The sequence below is a fragment of the Jeotgalicoccus nanhaiensis genome, from assembly GCF_015235105.1.
GTDB classification, from domain to species: Bacteria; Bacillota; Bacilli; order Staphylococcales; family Salinicoccaceae; genus Jeotgalicoccus; species Jeotgalicoccus nanhaiensis.
In genome coordinates, this window is record NZ_JADGLW010000003.1 from 410,735 (window position 1) to 423,491 (window position 12,757).

23 protein-coding genes are annotated in these 12,757 nt (G+C 40.6%); all 23 read left to right on the forward strand.

The window, feature by feature from the left end; translation table 11 throughout:
- The first annotated feature begins 12 nt into the window (after positions 1-12).
- The 23 genes from rplX (at position 13) to rpsI (ending at position 12,729) form a co-directional block, all read left to right on the forward strand.
- On the forward strand, positions 13-321 hold the full coding sequence (gene rplX, locus IR135_RS06620; RefSeq protein ID WP_115884842.1) for a 50S ribosomal protein L24: 309 nt from the start codon (positions 13-15) through the stop codon (positions 319-321).
- A gap of 26 nt (positions 322-347) precedes the next feature.
- The gene (rplE, locus tag IR135_RS06625; protein ID WP_135097879.1) at positions 348-887 is read left to right on the forward strand and encodes a 50S ribosomal protein L5; all 540 of its coding nucleotides are present in this window, start codon (positions 348-350) and stop codon (positions 885-887) included.
- A 19-nt stretch (positions 888-906) separates the two neighbouring features.
- On the forward strand, positions 907-1,092 hold the full coding sequence (locus IR135_RS06630; protein ID WP_026859096.1) for a type Z 30S ribosomal protein S14: 186 nt from the start codon (positions 907-909) through the stop codon (positions 1,090-1,092).
- A gap of 29 nt (positions 1,093-1,121) precedes the next feature.
- On the forward strand, positions 1,122-1,520 hold the full coding sequence (gene rpsH, locus IR135_RS06635) for a 30S ribosomal protein S8 (protein WP_092595632.1): 399 nt from the start codon (positions 1,122-1,124) through the stop codon (positions 1,518-1,520).
- Positions 1,521-1,545: 25 nt separating this feature from the next.
- Positions 1,546-2,082 carry a 50S ribosomal protein L6 gene (gene rplF / locus IR135_RS06640; protein WP_135097881.1) on the forward strand — a complete coding sequence of 179 codons (537 nt, stop codon included), beginning with the start codon at positions 1,546-1,548 and terminating at the stop codon, positions 2,080-2,082.
- A gap of 24 nt (positions 2,083-2,106) precedes the next feature.
- Complete coding sequence (rplR, locus tag IR135_RS06645) at positions 2,107-2,469, forward strand: 50S ribosomal protein L18 (protein ID WP_115884839.1); 363 nt, start codon at positions 2,107-2,109, stop codon at positions 2,467-2,469.
- 21 nt (positions 2,470-2,490) lie between these two features.
- Positions 2,491-2,994 carry a 30S ribosomal protein S5 gene (gene rpsE / locus IR135_RS06650; RefSeq protein WP_135097883.1) on the forward strand — a complete coding sequence of 168 codons (504 nt, stop codon included), beginning with the start codon at positions 2,491-2,493 and terminating at the stop codon, positions 2,992-2,994.
- Positions 2,995-3,008: 14 nt separating this feature from the next.
- Positions 3,009-3,188, forward strand: coding sequence for a 50S ribosomal protein L30 (gene rpmD / locus IR135_RS06655; protein WP_135097885.1), 180 nt, complete (start codon positions 3,009-3,011; stop codon positions 3,186-3,188).
- A 27-nt stretch (positions 3,189-3,215) separates the two neighbouring features.
- Entirely contained in the window at positions 3,216-3,656 is a 441-nt protein-coding gene (gene rplO, locus IR135_RS06660) for a 50S ribosomal protein L15 (protein ID WP_135097887.1), read from the forward strand.
- Positions 3,656-4,957 carry a preprotein translocase subunit SecY gene (gene secY / locus IR135_RS06665; RefSeq protein ID WP_135097889.1) on the forward strand — a complete coding sequence of 434 codons (1,302 nt, stop codon included), beginning with the start codon at positions 3,656-3,658 and terminating at the stop codon, positions 4,955-4,957. Before rplO ends, secY begins: the two co-directional genes overlap by 1 nt.
- 18 nt (positions 4,958-4,975) lie before the next feature.
- Entirely contained in the window at positions 4,976-5,623 is a 648-nt protein-coding gene (locus IR135_RS06670; RefSeq protein WP_115884834.1) for an adenylate kinase, read from the forward strand.
- A 139-nt stretch (positions 5,624-5,762) separates the two neighbouring features.
- Positions 5,763-5,981 (forward strand): translation initiation factor IF-1, encoded by a 219-nt coding sequence (infA, locus tag IR135_RS06675; protein ID WP_017547668.1) that lies wholly within the window; start codon positions 5,763-5,765, stop codon positions 5,979-5,981.
- A 30-nt stretch (positions 5,982-6,011) separates the two neighbouring features.
- Positions 6,012-6,125 carry a 50S ribosomal protein L36 gene (gene rpmJ, locus IR135_RS06680; RefSeq protein ID WP_003156543.1) on the forward strand — a complete coding sequence of 38 codons (114 nt, stop codon included), beginning with the start codon at positions 6,012-6,014 and terminating at the stop codon, positions 6,123-6,125.
- A gap of 24 nt (positions 6,126-6,149) precedes the next feature.
- Positions 6,150-6,515 carry a 30S ribosomal protein S13 gene (rpsM, locus tag IR135_RS06685; protein WP_135097891.1) on the forward strand — a complete coding sequence of 122 codons (366 nt, stop codon included), beginning with the start codon at positions 6,150-6,152 and terminating at the stop codon, positions 6,513-6,515.
- A 29-nt stretch (positions 6,516-6,544) separates the two neighbouring features.
- Positions 6,545-6,934 (forward strand): 30S ribosomal protein S11, encoded by a 390-nt coding sequence (gene rpsK, locus IR135_RS06690; protein WP_035809663.1) that lies wholly within the window; start codon positions 6,545-6,547, stop codon positions 6,932-6,934.
- An 80-nt stretch (positions 6,935-7,014) separates the two neighbouring features.
- Positions 7,015-7,959 (forward strand): DNA-directed RNA polymerase subunit alpha, encoded by a 945-nt coding sequence (locus IR135_RS06695; RefSeq protein WP_135097893.1) that lies wholly within the window; start codon positions 7,015-7,017, stop codon positions 7,957-7,959.
- 19 nt (positions 7,960-7,978) lie between these two features.
- On the forward strand, positions 7,979-8,377 hold the full coding sequence (rplQ, locus tag IR135_RS06700; RefSeq protein ID WP_115884831.1) for a 50S ribosomal protein L17: 399 nt from the start codon (positions 7,979-7,981) through the stop codon (positions 8,375-8,377).
- Positions 8,378-8,524: 147 nt separating this feature from the next.
- Positions 8,525-9,316 (forward strand): energy-coupling factor transporter ATPase, encoded by a 792-nt coding sequence (locus IR135_RS06705; RefSeq protein ID WP_135097895.1) that lies wholly within the window; start codon positions 8,525-8,527, stop codon positions 9,314-9,316.
- Positions 9,313-10,173 (forward strand): energy-coupling factor transporter ATPase, encoded by an 861-nt coding sequence (locus IR135_RS06710; protein ID WP_135097897.1) that lies wholly within the window; start codon positions 9,313-9,315, stop codon positions 10,171-10,173. Before IR135_RS06705 ends, IR135_RS06710 begins: the two co-directional genes overlap by 4 nt.
- Positions 10,166-10,963, forward strand: coding sequence for an energy-coupling factor transporter transmembrane component T family protein (locus IR135_RS06715; RefSeq protein WP_135097899.1), 798 nt, complete (start codon positions 10,166-10,168; stop codon positions 10,961-10,963). The genes IR135_RS06710 and IR135_RS06715 overlap by 8 nt, the downstream gene beginning before the upstream one ends.
- A gap of 5 nt (positions 10,964-10,968) precedes the next feature.
- The gene (gene truA, locus IR135_RS06720; protein WP_135097901.1) at positions 10,969-11,703 is read left to right on the forward strand and encodes a tRNA pseudouridine(38-40) synthase TruA; all 735 of its coding nucleotides are present in this window, start codon (positions 10,969-10,971) and stop codon (positions 11,701-11,703) included.
- A gap of 176 nt (positions 11,704-11,879) precedes the next feature.
- A complete protein-coding gene (gene rplM / locus IR135_RS06725) occupies positions 11,880-12,317 on the forward strand; it encodes a 50S ribosomal protein L13 (protein ID WP_115884826.1) in 438 nt (145 codons plus the stop codon).
- 19 nt (positions 12,318-12,336) lie between these two features.
- Positions 12,337-12,729 (forward strand): 30S ribosomal protein S9, encoded by a 393-nt coding sequence (gene rpsI, locus IR135_RS06730; RefSeq protein WP_135097903.1) that lies wholly within the window; start codon positions 12,337-12,339, stop codon positions 12,727-12,729.
- Positions 12,730-12,757: the final 28 nt, after the last annotated feature.

Consider the following 12,757-nt stretch of genomic DNA (forward strand, 5'->3'; position numbering starts at 1 on the left):
GGTGCGACAACTATGCACGTAAAAACAGGTGACCAGGTCGTTGTAATAAGCGGTAAGGACAAAGGTAAAAAAGGAACTGTACTAAAAGCAATTCCTGCAGATAATCGTGTCGTTATCGAAAATGTCAACGTAATTAAGAAACATCAGAAGCCATCTCAAATGAACCCGGAAGGCGGGATTCTAGAGGTAGAAGCTCCGATTCATGTTTCCAACGTCATGCATGTAGATCCTGAATCAGGTGAACGCACTCGTGTCCGTCATGAAATCAAAGATGGTAAAAAAGTGAAAATCGCTGTTAAATCAGGTAAAGAGATCAAATAAGATTTAAACGGAAGGAGGTCCCATTAATGGCTCGCTTAAAAGATAAATACAATGAAACAATTAAACAAGAACTCGTAAATAAATTTAATTATTCTTCAGTAATGCAGGCACCAAAGATTGATAAAATCGTAGTAAACATGGGTATCGGTGACGCTGTACAAAACGCAAAAGTACTCGACACAGCAGTTGAGGAATTAAGTGCTATTACAGGTCAAAAACCAATTGTTACTAAAGCTAAAAAATCAGTCGCTACATTCCGTTTACGTGAAGGTATGCCTATCGGTGCGAAAGTTACACTTCGCGGAGAAAGAATGTATGAATTCCTGGACAAACTTATCTCAGTTTCATTACCACGTGTAAGAGACTTCAGAGGTATTTCGAAGAAAGCATTCGATGGCCGCGGTAACTACACATTAGGTGTTAAAGAACAATTAATCTTCCCGGAAATTGATTACGATAAAGTATCAAAAGTGCGCGGTATGGATATCGTTATTGTAACGACAGCAAACACGGACGAAGAAGCTCGTGAACTGCTTACACAATTCGGTATGCCGTTCCAAAAGTAAGTAATAAGGAGGCAATATAGTGGCTAAAAAATCAATGATTGCTAAACAGCAAAAAGAACAAAAATTCAAAGTTAGAGAATATACTCGCTGTGAAAGATGTGGAAGACCACACTCAGTACTACGTAAATTCAAGCTTTGCCGTATCTGTTTCCGTGAACTTGCTTACAAAGGGCAAATTCCTGGTGTAAGAAAAGCAAGCTGGTAAGATTCATTAATCGAAAGGAGGCAACTTAAATGACAGTGTCAGATCCAATTGCAGATATGCTAACACGCATTAGAAATGCGAACATTGTTAGACATGAAACTTTAGAGATTCCTGCTTCAAACATGAAAAAGGAAATCGCTGGAATTTTGAAAACAGAAGGTTTTGTAAAAAATGTAGAATACATCGAGGACGATAAGCAAGGCATCATCCGTGTATTCATGAAATACAGCAACGAAAACGAACGCGTTATCACTGGTTTGAAACGTATTTCTAAACCTGGACTTCGTGTTTATGCTAAAAGAGAAGAGTTACCGAGAGTACTTAACGGTCTTGGAATTGCTCTTATCTCAACATCAGAAGGTGTGCTTACTGATAAAGAAGCACGTAAAAGAAATCTCGGCGGGGAAGTTCTCGCATACGTTTGGTAATTAATAAAACAGGAGGTGCAAAGTAATGAGTCGTGTAGGTAAACGTCTTATTGACATTCCAAATGATGTTACAGTTGACATTAAGGACAATACTATTACAGTAAAAGGCCCTAAAGGTGAACTGGTAAACACATTTAATGAAGAAATGGCATATAATCTTGAAGACACTACTTTAGAAGTAGTTCGCCCAAGTGAATCTAAAGAACACCGTACAGTTCACGGAACAACTCGTGCACTTATCAATAACATGGTTGAGGGTGTATCAAAAGGTTTCGTTAAAGAATTAGAACTTATCGGGGTTGGTTACCGTGCTCAAATGCAAGGTAATAAATTAACGCTCAGCGTTGGTTTATCACACCCGGTAGAATTCGAATCAGCTGGAGATCTTTCAATCACAGTTGACGGTAATACTAACATTAAAATTGAAGGTATTAATAAAGAGGAAGTTGGAGCATTAGCTTCTAAAATCCGCCAAGTACGTCCGCCAGAGCCATACAAAGGTAAAGGTATTCGCTATAAAGGTGAAAACGTTCGCCAAAAAGAAGGTAAAACTGGTAAATAATAAATAAGTGAGGAGTGAACATCAATGATCGCGAAAATTGACAAGAATAAAGTACGTCAAAAGAGACATGGTCGCGTGCGTAACTTACTTTCAGGTACGTCTGAAAGACCACGTTTAAATGTTTACCGTTCAAACAAGCATATCTATGCTCAATTAATTGATGACACTGCGCAAATTACACTTGCAAGCGCGTCTACTAAAGACACTGAATTCAAAGGCGAATCAGGCTCTAACGTAGAAGCTGCTAAAGAAGTCGGAACTCTTATTGCTAACCGTGCAAAAGATAAAGGCATCGAGAAAGTAGTATTTGACCGTGGTGGATATTTATATCATGGACGCGTTAAAGCATTAGCAGACGCAGCTCGTGAAAACGGACTTGATTTCTAATATAAAGGAGGGACATATTTCATGGCTCAAAGAAGAGAAAGAGAAGTACAAGAATTTGAAGAACGCGTTGTAACGATCAACCGTATCGCTAAAGTAGTTAAAGGTGGTCGCCGTTTCCGTTTCTCAGCTTTAGTAGTAGTTGGAGACAGAAAAGGACGTGTAGGTTTCGGTACTGGGAAAGCACAGGAAGTTCCGGAAGCTATTAAAAAAGCAATCGAAGCTGCTAAGAAAAATCTAATCGAAGTACCGATTGTCAATGGTACTGTACCTCATGAAGTAATTGGACGATTCTCATCAGGTAACGTATTAATGAAACCTGCTGCTCCTGGTACAGGGGTTATCGCGGGCGGACCTGTCCGTGCCGTACTTGAGTTAGCTGGTGTCACAGATATCTTAAGTAAGTCACTTGGCGCTAACACACCAATTAACGTAGTTCGCGCTACAATGTTAGGTTTAACTGAACTTAAAGATGTTAACGAAGTTGCAAAACTCAGAGATAAAACTGTAGAAGAGATTCTAAACTAAGGAGGGAATAGTCAATGGCAAAAGTGAAAGTTACCCTCACTAAAAGTGTTATTGGGAAACCAGAAACACAAAGAGAAACAGTTAGAGCATTAGGCCTTAGAAAAATGCACCAGACTGTTGAGCAGGAAGATACTCCTCAGTTAAGAGGACAGCTTGCAAAAGTCAGTCATTTAGTTACAGTCGAAGAGAATTAATGATAAAATAATGTAGGAGGTGCGAAGATGAAATTACACGAACTTAAACCAGTTGAAGGCGCGCGTAACAAACGTAACAGAGTTGGACGCGGTATGTCATCAGGTAACGGTAAAACATCCGGTCGCGGTCATGACGGACAGAAGTCACGTTCTGGCGGTAAAATTGGTCTTACTTTCGAAGGTGGTCAATTACCGCTTTTCCGTAGTATTCCAAAACGCGGATTCACAAACATCAACCGTAAAGATTACGCAGTTGTAAATGTTAGTGCGTTAAACCGTTTTGACAATGGTACAGAAGTAACGCCTGAACTTTTAATAGAATCAGGGATTGTTAAAAACGAAAAATCTGGAATTAAGATTTTAGGCAACGGTAACTTAGAGAAGAAGTTGACGATTAAAGCGCACAAATTTTCTAGTTCAGCTGTAGAAGCGATTGAGCAACAGGGCGGAACTCATGAGGTGATCTAATGATCGGAACGATATCGAATTTCTTTAAAATTAAAGAAATACGTAACAAGATACTGTTTACTTTGGCAATGCTAGTTATCTTTAAAATCGGCACATATATTCCGGTTCCCGGTGTAGACCCCAGCGTATTTGACACTGGTGCTTCCGGGAGCGGAGTTTTAGATTTAATGAACACATTTGGCGGCGGAGCACTCATGAACTTCTCTATCCTTGCGATGGGAATAATGCCGTACATCACGGCTTCAATTGTGACGCAGCTGCTTCAAATGGATGTAGTTCCAAAGTTTGCTGAATGGGCAAGACAAGGTGAAGTCGGAAGACGTAAACTTGCTCAATTCACTAGGTATTTCACGATCGTTTTAGCATTTATCCAAGCTATCGGTATGTCATTTGCATTTAACCAGATGTTTGGCGGCAACCTTATCGATGACAATAATGTCGGATCTTATCTGCTTATTGCTTTAATTTTAACTACGGGTACAGCATTTCTTATGTGGCTTGGTGAGCAGATCACTGCACATGGTGTCGGTAATGGTATTTCAATCATTATCTTTGCTGGTATCCTCGGTGCACTTCCAGGTGCATTGATTCAGCTTTATCAGTCAAGATTCACAGGTAATGCGGATACTACAATGGCAGTGCTCCAAATTGCCGGCATTGTAATATTCCTTATTCTTCTGACTGCGTTTGCAGTGTTTATCTTACAGGCGATTCGTAAGATTCCAGTGCAATATGCAAAAGGACAGAGAACACCTGGATCACAACTGGCGCCGCAATCGACATTTTTACCGCTGAAAGTTAACCCGGCAGGGGTTATCCCGGTAATTTTTGCAATGGCATTTCTGATGATGCCTCAAACACTGACATTATTCTTCCCGGATGCGGACTGGGCACAAACGGTAGCCCGTTTTGCCGATCCGTCTGACTGGATAGGCATGATTGTCTATGTTGTCCTGATTATCGCATTTGCTTACTTCTATTCATTTGTACAGGTGAATCCTGAGAAAATGGCTGACAACCTGAAAAAACAGGGCAGCTACATTCCCGGTATCCGCCCAGGTAAAAATACACAGGACTATATTACTTCTGTTTTATACAGATTAGTATTTGTAGGTTCTCTGTTCCTTGCAGGAATTGCAATTTTACCACTCTTAATTACGAAGTTTATGGACTTGCCGCAGGCAATTCAAATTGGGGGAACGAGCTTGCTGATCGTTATCGGGGTCGCCCTTGAAACGATGAAACAATTGGAAGCTCAGGCTAACCAGAGAGAATACCGCGGATTTAGAAAGCGTAGATAAGTAGGAGGAAACAAAATAATGAATATTATTATTATGGGTTTGCCTGGTGCAGGTAAAGGTACTCAAGCTGCGAAAATAATCAAAAAATACTCGATTCCCCATATTTCCACAGGAGATATGTTCCGTCTTGCAATTAAAAACGAGACGGATCTCGGAAGACAGGCCAAGGCGTTTATGGATCAGGGAGAACTTGTTCCTGACGAAGTAACAGTTGGTATCGTAAAAGAGCGTCTCTCTCAAAGTGATGCAAAAGATGGTTTCCTGCTTGACGGTTTCCCTAGAACCGTTGAACAGGCTGAAGCATTGAACAGCATCATGTCAGAGCTCGGCACTCAAATCGATAAAACTATATATGTTGAAGTGCCTGAAGAAGAACTGATGAACAGACTGACTGGCCGGCGCATCTGCGAAACTTGCGGTGCGACTTACCACCTCGTGTTTAATCCGCCTAAGACAGAGGGTATCTGTGACTTAGACGGCGGTAAATTATACCAGCGCGAAGATGATAATCCGGAAACAGTGCAAAACCGTCTGGAAGTCAACATCAAACAGACAGCACCACTTTTAGATTTCTATAAAAGTCTTGGAGTTCTAGCTACAGTAGATGGCTCAAAAGATATAGAAGAAGTTTTCGAAGAAGTCGATGAAATTCTTAATGGCTTATAGAAATGTTCACCTTGCAGCAATTTAGGTGAATGTTGCTATGTCTATATGTATACGAGAGAGTCGTTATTAGACGAAGTGAGTCGTCACCTAGAGCAAATTTCTATAAAGGAATTGAAATGCTGTATAAGGAGGAAAAGAAGTGAGTAAACAAGATGTAATTGAACTGGAAGGTACAGTGCTTGATACTTTACCAAATGCAATGTTCAAAGTAGAATTAGAAAATGGTCATGAGATATTAGCTCATGTATCAGGTAAAATTCGTATGAACTATATACGCATACTTCCTGGTGATAAAGTAACAGTTGAGATGTCACCTTATGACTTAACACGTGGCAGAATCACTTATCGTTTTAAATAAGAGACTCCATATTCTAAGGAGGTAAAAAACATGAAAGTAAGACCATCAGTAAAACCTATCTGTGAAAAATGTAAAGTTATCCGCAGAAAAGGAAAAGTAATGGTAATTTGTGAAAACCCTAAACACAAGCAAAAACAAGGTTAATATTTAATTTGGAGGTGCAAAGATATGGCTCGTATTGCAGGAGTTGACGTACCACGTGACAAACGTGTTGTAATTTCTTTAACATATGTTTTCGGTATTGGACCAGCACGCGCTAGCGAAATTTTAGCTAAAGCATCAGTTGATGAAAATACTAGAGTTAAAGATCTTACTGAAGATGAATTAAACAAAATTCGTGAAGTAGTAGATGCGTATAAAGTCGAAGGTGACTTACGCCGTGAAACAAACTTAAACGTTAAACGTCTAATGGAAATCGGTTCTTACAAGGGAATGCGTCACCGTCGCGGTTTACCGGTTAACGGTCAAAAAACTAAGAACAACGCAAGAACTCGTAAAGGTCCAATTAAAACAGTAGCGAACAAGAAGAAATAAATAGTTACTAAAGTAAAGGAGGATAAATAATGGCTCGCAAACAACAATCACGTAAACGTAGAGTGAAAAAGAATGTCGAAGCAGGTGTGGCACACATCCGTTCAACTTTTAACAACACTATCGTAACAATTACTGACGAGTTCGGTAATGCTCTTTCATGGTCATCTGCTGGTGCATTAGGGTTTAAAGGTTCTAAGAAATCTACTCCTTTCGCTGCACAAATGGCTTCTGAAACTGCTTCTAAAGCAGCGATGGAACATGGTCTTAAAACTGTAGAAGTTACAGTTAAAGGTCCTGGTGCCGGACGTGAAGCAGCTATCCGTGCGCTTCAGTCAGCTGGACTTGAAATTACAGCTATCAAAGATGTAACTCCAGTTCCACACAATGGCTGCCGTCCGCCTAAACGCCGTCGTGTATAAAAAATAATAAATCGCTTAAGTAGTTGGGAACAATATTATTTTCTAATATTTTCGGCGTTTAAAGGGAGGATATGTTACACATGATCGAAATCGAGAAACCTAGAATTGAGACAGTAGAGGTATCGGAAGATTCTAAGTTTGGTAAGTTTGTTGTAGAACCTTTAGAGAGAGGTTATGGGACAACACTTGGGAACTCCTTGCGTCGCATTCTGTTATCATCATTACCAGGTGCGGCAGTTAAGACGATTGAAATAGAAAATGTACTTCATGAGTTTTCGACAATTGACAACGTTGTTGAAGACGTGACTACAATTATTACCAACATGAAGAGCCTTGCTTTAAAAATATATTCCGAAGAAGAAAAAACTTTGGAAATTGATTTTAGCGGTGAAGGTGTAGTTACTGCAGCTGATATTACTCACGACAGCGATGTGGAAATTTTAAACAGAGACCTTAAGATTGCAACAGTATCTAAAGGCGGAAGCTTAAAATTACGCATGACAGCAGATCGCGGTCGGGGATATACTCTTGCAGACGGTAATAATAAAGCTGATATGCCAATTGGTGTAATTCCAATCGACTCTATCTATACACCGATAGAACGTGCGAATTATACTGTTGAAAATACACGTGTAGGACAAAGTACAAACTTCGATAAGCTGACTCTGGATGTTTGGACTGATGGTTCAATCTCTCCTCAGGAAGCAGTATCATTGGGTGCTAAAATTCTCACTGAACATTTAAACATCTTTGTAGGTCTTACAGATGAAGCGCAAAACGCTGAAATCATGATCGAAAAAGAAGAAGATCAGAAAGAGAAAGTACTTGAAATGTCTATTGAAGAACTTGACTTATCAGTACGTTCTTATAACTGTCTGAAACGCGCTGGTATTAACTCTGTTCAGGAACTTACTGATAAAACAGAAGCTGATATGATGAAAGTGCGTAATCTGGGACGTAAGTCACTGGAAGAAGTTAAATTTAAACTTGAAGACCTTGATTTAGGTCTACGTAAAGAAGACTAGTCATAAAGGAGGAGAAATAATGGGTTACAGAAAACTTGGACGTACATCTGACCAAAGAAAAGCAATGCTACGCGACTTAGCAACTTCACTAATAGTAAGTGAGCGCATCACTACTACTGAAGACCGTGCTAAAGAATTACGTAAACTTGCAGACCGTTTAGTTACACTTGGTAAACGCGGTGACCTAGCATCGAAAAGACGTGCCGGTCAAACTGTACGTAACGTAGAAATCATCAATGAAGATGGTTCAACAAGTTATGCACTTCAAAAATTATTTGAAGACATCGCTCCACGTTTCGCAGACCGTCAAGGCGGTTACACAAGCATTAAGAAACTTGGTGCTCGTCGCGGTGACGGAGCTGAACTTGTAATTATCGAATTCGTAGAAGGCGCTCCAGTTACAACTGAAGAAGCGTAAACTTTTAAAAGCAGAGTGAGTGTTATGATGGTGAGCCCGGAAGGGCTCATTCGTCTAGCTCAACGTATCCTGCAGTATATAATCAGTGCGCGACTCTTATTGCAGGGTACGCGCTTTTTTTACATAATTTTTTAAAGGGGTGGAAATATGATTTCACTAAAAGATATTGCATTTAAATACCGGTCTGAAGAAGCATATGCTCTGGATCATATTTCCATCTCTTTTAATGCAGGCGAATGGACGTCCATTATCGGGCATAATGGTTCAGGTAAAAGTACGCTGGTAAAAATCATCATGGGTATTATCGAAGACTATGAAGGTGAAATATACGTCGGCAATGAACTTTTAACCGAGAAAAATAAACAGAGACTGAGACGCAAGTTTGCAATTGTCTTTCAAAATCCGGATAACCAGTTTGTCGGTGCGACAGTAGAAGATGACGTTGCCTTCGGACTGGAAAATCTGGGACTTGAAAGAGAGGAAATGATTGCCCGCACAGAACATGCTCTCGGTCTCGTTAATATGCTTGAATTTCGTTCTCATGAACCCCACCGTCTGTCGGGAGGCCAAAAACAGAGAGTTGCTATCGCAGGTGCACTCGCACTCCAGCCGGAGGTCCTCATTTTGGACGAAGCGACTTCGATGCTGGACCCGGCAGGCAGGAACGAAGTGCTGTCCATTTTATGGAACCTGCACGAACAGCTGGATACAACGATTCTTTATATTACTCATGATTTAACGGAAATTGACCACAGCGACAAAGTCATCGTTATGAACGACGGCAGCATTGTCGGAGAAGGCACGGTTGAAGAAATTTACCGGGATAAGGAAATGCTGGAAAGAAGCAGCTTAAAAGTACCGTATACGGTGGAAATTTCAAATGCACTTCTGGACGGTTCATTCGTCACTCATGATGAACTGGTGGTGCGGTTATCATGACGATTCGATTTACAGATGTAAATGTAATTTATCACCGCAAGTCCCCGTTTGAATATCATGCATTAAAGAATATAAATACGACTTTTGAAAATGGGAAGTTCTACGGGTTGATCGGCCATACAGGGAGCGGTAAATCAACGCTGATTCAAACGATGAACGGCTTGATTCTGCCGAGCTCCGGCACAGTGGAAACAGACGGCATTATACTTTCGAAAAAATCTAAGCAGAAGCTTATCCATCAGGCGAAGATGAAGGTCGGCATGGTATTCCAGTTCCCTGAACATCAGCTGTTTGAAAGCACGGTGCTGAAAGATGTTATGTTTGGTCCGATGAATATGGGAATAGCGGAAGAAGCTGCAAGAGAGAAAGCTTGCTATTACCTTAAACTTCTCAATGTTCATGAATCGCTGCTTGAGAAAAGCCCGTTCGAACTTTCCGGCGGCCAGATGCGGAAAGTTGCAATCGCTGGAATACTTGCGATGGAACCGAATATCTTAATACTGGATGAACCGACGGCGGGACTCGATCCTTTAAGCCATGATGAAACGATGCAGCTGTTTTATGATGTGTATAAAAAAATAGGTATTACAGTAATTTTAATTACACATGATATGAATGATGTGCTCGAATTTACTGATGAAGTAAAGGTGATGTCACAGGGAGAGCTTGCAGGCGAAGGCAGAACAGCTGATATACTGACAGACCAGAACTTTATGGAACGGTACGATTTGGAAGTACCTCATGTTATTCAGCTGGCCCGGGATTTAAAAGAGAAGGGCATAGCATTGAATGGCACTCCGAAAAATACAGCTGAATTTATTCGGCTGTATGAGGACTGGAGGCGTAACAATGCTTAGTTCGATGCTGCTCGGCAGATATATTCCGGGAGACAGTATAGTCCATAGACTGGATCCGAGAGCTAAAATTATTTCGGTTATTCTGTTTATGATTATCGTTTTCTTTGCAAATCATTGGGTCGGCTATAGTCTGCTGATACTGTTCGTTTTGTCGGTGACAAAACTTGCAGGTTTATCAATCAGATTTCTGTTTAACGGTTTAAAATTGATTTTTATTCTGCTGATATTTACCTTCCTGATGCATATCTTCTTAACCAAGGGCGGGACGGTGCTGGTTGACGGCGGATTCTTTACAATCGAGTCCGAAGGGCTGATCACCGGTATCTACATTACAATCCGGCTGATACTTCTCGTAGTCATTACCACGCTGATGACGCTGACAACGAGTCCGATTGAGCTGACAGATGCTATTGAAAAGCTGTGCAGGCCGCTGAAAGCCTTAAAAGTTCCTGTGCATGAGATTGCGATGATGATGTCGATTTCATTAAGATTCATTCCGACGCTGATGGATGAGACAGAAAAAATAATAAAAGCACAGAGTGCGCGCGGATCGACTTTTATGACAGGAAATTTAAAACAGCGTATCAATGCACTCGTTCCAATTTTTATACCTCTTTTTATGTCTGCATTTAAACGAGCGGAAGAAATGGCGATAGCGATGGAAGTCAGAGGTTATCAGGGCGAAGAAGGCAGGACACACTATCGTCTTCTGTCCTGGAGAACACGGGATACACTGGCACTGATCGTGCTTGTTTTATTCGGTACATTATTAATATTTGTAAGGCAGTGAAACTAATGAGAGTGGCAGTTAATATTTCATATAACGGACGAAACTTCAGTGGATTCCAGTATCAACATGACTACCGCACGGTGCAGGGCACTGTGGAAAAACAGCTGAAACGGATGCACAAGGAGTTTGTCCGGATTCATGCATCATCAAGAACGGATGCGGGTGTGCATGCTTTGGAACAGTATTTCCACTTTGACACACCGATAGATCTGCCGCCTGAAAAATGGAAATTCATTTTAAACAGAGCGATGCCGGATGACATATTGATTAATGATGTTAAAATCGCTGCTGATGACTTTCATTCACGCTTTGATGCGACGGGGAAGACTTACCGTTATAAAGTCTACACAGGCACTAAGAACCCTTTTTACGATGGTTTAAAGACACATTACCCGTATGAACTGGATGCTCTGCTGATGGAAGAGGCGATGCAGCCGTTTATCGGCACGCATGACTTCACGACATTTTCCAGTGCCAAGGCGGAAATTAAAAATAAAGTTCGGACTATTAAAGACTTTAAAGTTATCGAAACAGCAGACGGGTTTGAATTTCTGATTACCGGCACCGGTTTCCTTTATAATATGGTGCGGGTAATCACAGCTTATGTTCTCGAATGCGGCAGAGGTATCAGAAAACCTGATACTTTAAACATGATTGCCAAAAAAGACAGAACGGTGATTCCTAAAACCGCACCGGCAGAAGGTCTTTATCTGGAAAAAGTTTGGTATGAAAAGCTGTAGAAATTATCTTGAAAACATTGACTTTATGAAGGTTAAATTATATAATAATTAACGGTACATTTTTATATCCATCCATGATTAATAGGCCCCGGAAACTTATTAGGATTATGAATATAAAAAGACAAAAACGACAAATTTAAAACGACAATAGAGAACAGATTTAGGAGGAAATTACTATGCGTCAAACGTTTATGGCTAATGAGCAAAACATCGAACGTAAATGGTTTGTTGTAGATGCAGCAGGTAAAACTTTAGGCCGCTTATCTACAGAAGTAGCAACAATTTTACGCGGGAAACATAAACCAACTTTCACACCTCACGTTGATTCAGGTGACTACGTTATCGTAATCAATGCAAGTGAGATTGTGTTAACAGGTAAAAAAGAATCACAAAAAATCTACTACAGACATTCAGGTCATGTTGGTGGAATCAAATCAGTATCAGCTGGTGAATTAAGAGACAAAAACCCAATGAGATTATTAGAAACTTCTATCAAAGGAATGTTACCTAAGAATCCATTAGGACGTAAACAAGGCAAGAAATTATTTGTATACGGTGGAGCGGAACACCCACACGCAGCACAACAACCTGAAAACTACGAGTTACGTGGTTAAGGACTAGGAGGGAAAACATTTGGCTAAAGTAGAATATCAAGGAACTGGACGTCGTAAGCACTCAGTTGCACGTGTACGTTTAGTACCAGGTGAAGGTAAAGTAACAGTTAACGGACGTGACATGAGAGATTATCTCCCATTTGAAAGCTTAATTTTAGATTTAAGCCAGCCATTCGCAGTTACAGAAACAGAAGGTAACTACGATGTATTGGTAAATGTTCACGGTGGTGGCTTCACAGGTCAGGCACAAGCAATCCGTCACGGTATTGCAAGAGCTTTACTTGAAGCAGATCCAGAACACCGCGGCACGCTGAAAAGAGCTGGACTCTTAACACGTGACCCACGTATGAAAGAACGTTACAAATACGGACTTAAGAAAGCCCGTCGTTCTCCACAGTTCTCAAAACGTTAATATATCTATATATTCGAAACACTTCCCA

Bases quoted from the DNA above. Each gene is read 5' to 3' on its own strand.
- rplX (WP_115884842.1), top strand. From the start codon at position 13: ATGCACGTAAAAACAGGTGACCAGGTCGTTGTAATAAGCGGTAAGGAC.
- rplE (WP_135097879.1), top strand. From the start codon at position 348: ATGGCTCGCTTAAAAGATAAATACAATGAAACAATTAAACAAGAACTC.
- rpsH (WP_092595632.1), top strand. From the start codon at position 1,122: ATGACAGTGTCAGATCCAATTGCAGATATGCTAACACGCATTAGAAAT.
- rplF (WP_135097881.1), top strand. From the start codon at position 1,546: ATGAGTCGTGTAGGTAAACGTCTTATTGACATTCCAAATGATGTTACA.
- rplR (WP_115884839.1), top strand. From the start codon at position 2,107: ATGATCGCGAAAATTGACAAGAATAAAGTACGTCAAAAGAGACATGGT.
- rpsE (WP_135097883.1), top strand. From the start codon at position 2,491: ATGGCTCAAAGAAGAGAAAGAGAAGTACAAGAATTTGAAGAACGCGTT.
- rpmD (WP_135097885.1), top strand. From the start codon at position 3,009: ATGGCAAAAGTGAAAGTTACCCTCACTAAAAGTGTTATTGGGAAACCA.
- rplO (WP_135097887.1), top strand. From the start codon at position 3,216: ATGAAATTACACGAACTTAAACCAGTTGAAGGCGCGCGTAACAAACGT.
- secY (WP_135097889.1), top strand. From the start codon at position 3,656: ATGATCGGAACGATATCGAATTTCTTTAAAATTAAAGAAATACGTAAC.
- IR135_RS06670 (WP_115884834.1), top strand. From the start codon at position 4,976: ATGAATATTATTATTATGGGTTTGCCTGGTGCAGGTAAAGGTACTCAA.
- rpmJ (WP_003156543.1), top strand. From the start codon at position 6,012: ATGAAAGTAAGACCATCAGTAAAACCTATCTGTGAAAAATGTAAAGTT.
- rpsM (WP_135097891.1), top strand. From the start codon at position 6,150: ATGGCTCGTATTGCAGGAGTTGACGTACCACGTGACAAACGTGTTGTA.
- rpsK (WP_035809663.1), top strand. From the start codon at position 6,545: ATGGCTCGCAAACAACAATCACGTAAACGTAGAGTGAAAAAGAATGTC.
- IR135_RS06695 (WP_135097893.1), top strand. From the start codon at position 7,015: ATGATCGAAATCGAGAAACCTAGAATTGAGACAGTAGAGGTATCGGAA.
- rplQ (WP_115884831.1), top strand. From the start codon at position 7,979: ATGGGTTACAGAAAACTTGGACGTACATCTGACCAAAGAAAAGCAATG.
- IR135_RS06705 (WP_135097895.1), top strand. From the start codon at position 8,525: ATGATTTCACTAAAAGATATTGCATTTAAATACCGGTCTGAAGAAGCA.
- IR135_RS06710 (WP_135097897.1), top strand. From the start codon at position 9,313: ATGACGATTCGATTTACAGATGTAAATGTAATTTATCACCGCAAGTCC.
- IR135_RS06715 (WP_135097899.1), top strand. From the start codon at position 10,166: ATGCTTAGTTCGATGCTGCTCGGCAGATATATTCCGGGAGACAGTATA.
- truA (WP_135097901.1), top strand. From the start codon at position 10,969: ATGAGAGTGGCAGTTAATATTTCATATAACGGACGAAACTTCAGTGGA.
- rplM (WP_115884826.1), top strand. From the start codon at position 11,880: ATGCGTCAAACGTTTATGGCTAATGAGCAAAACATCGAACGTAAATGG.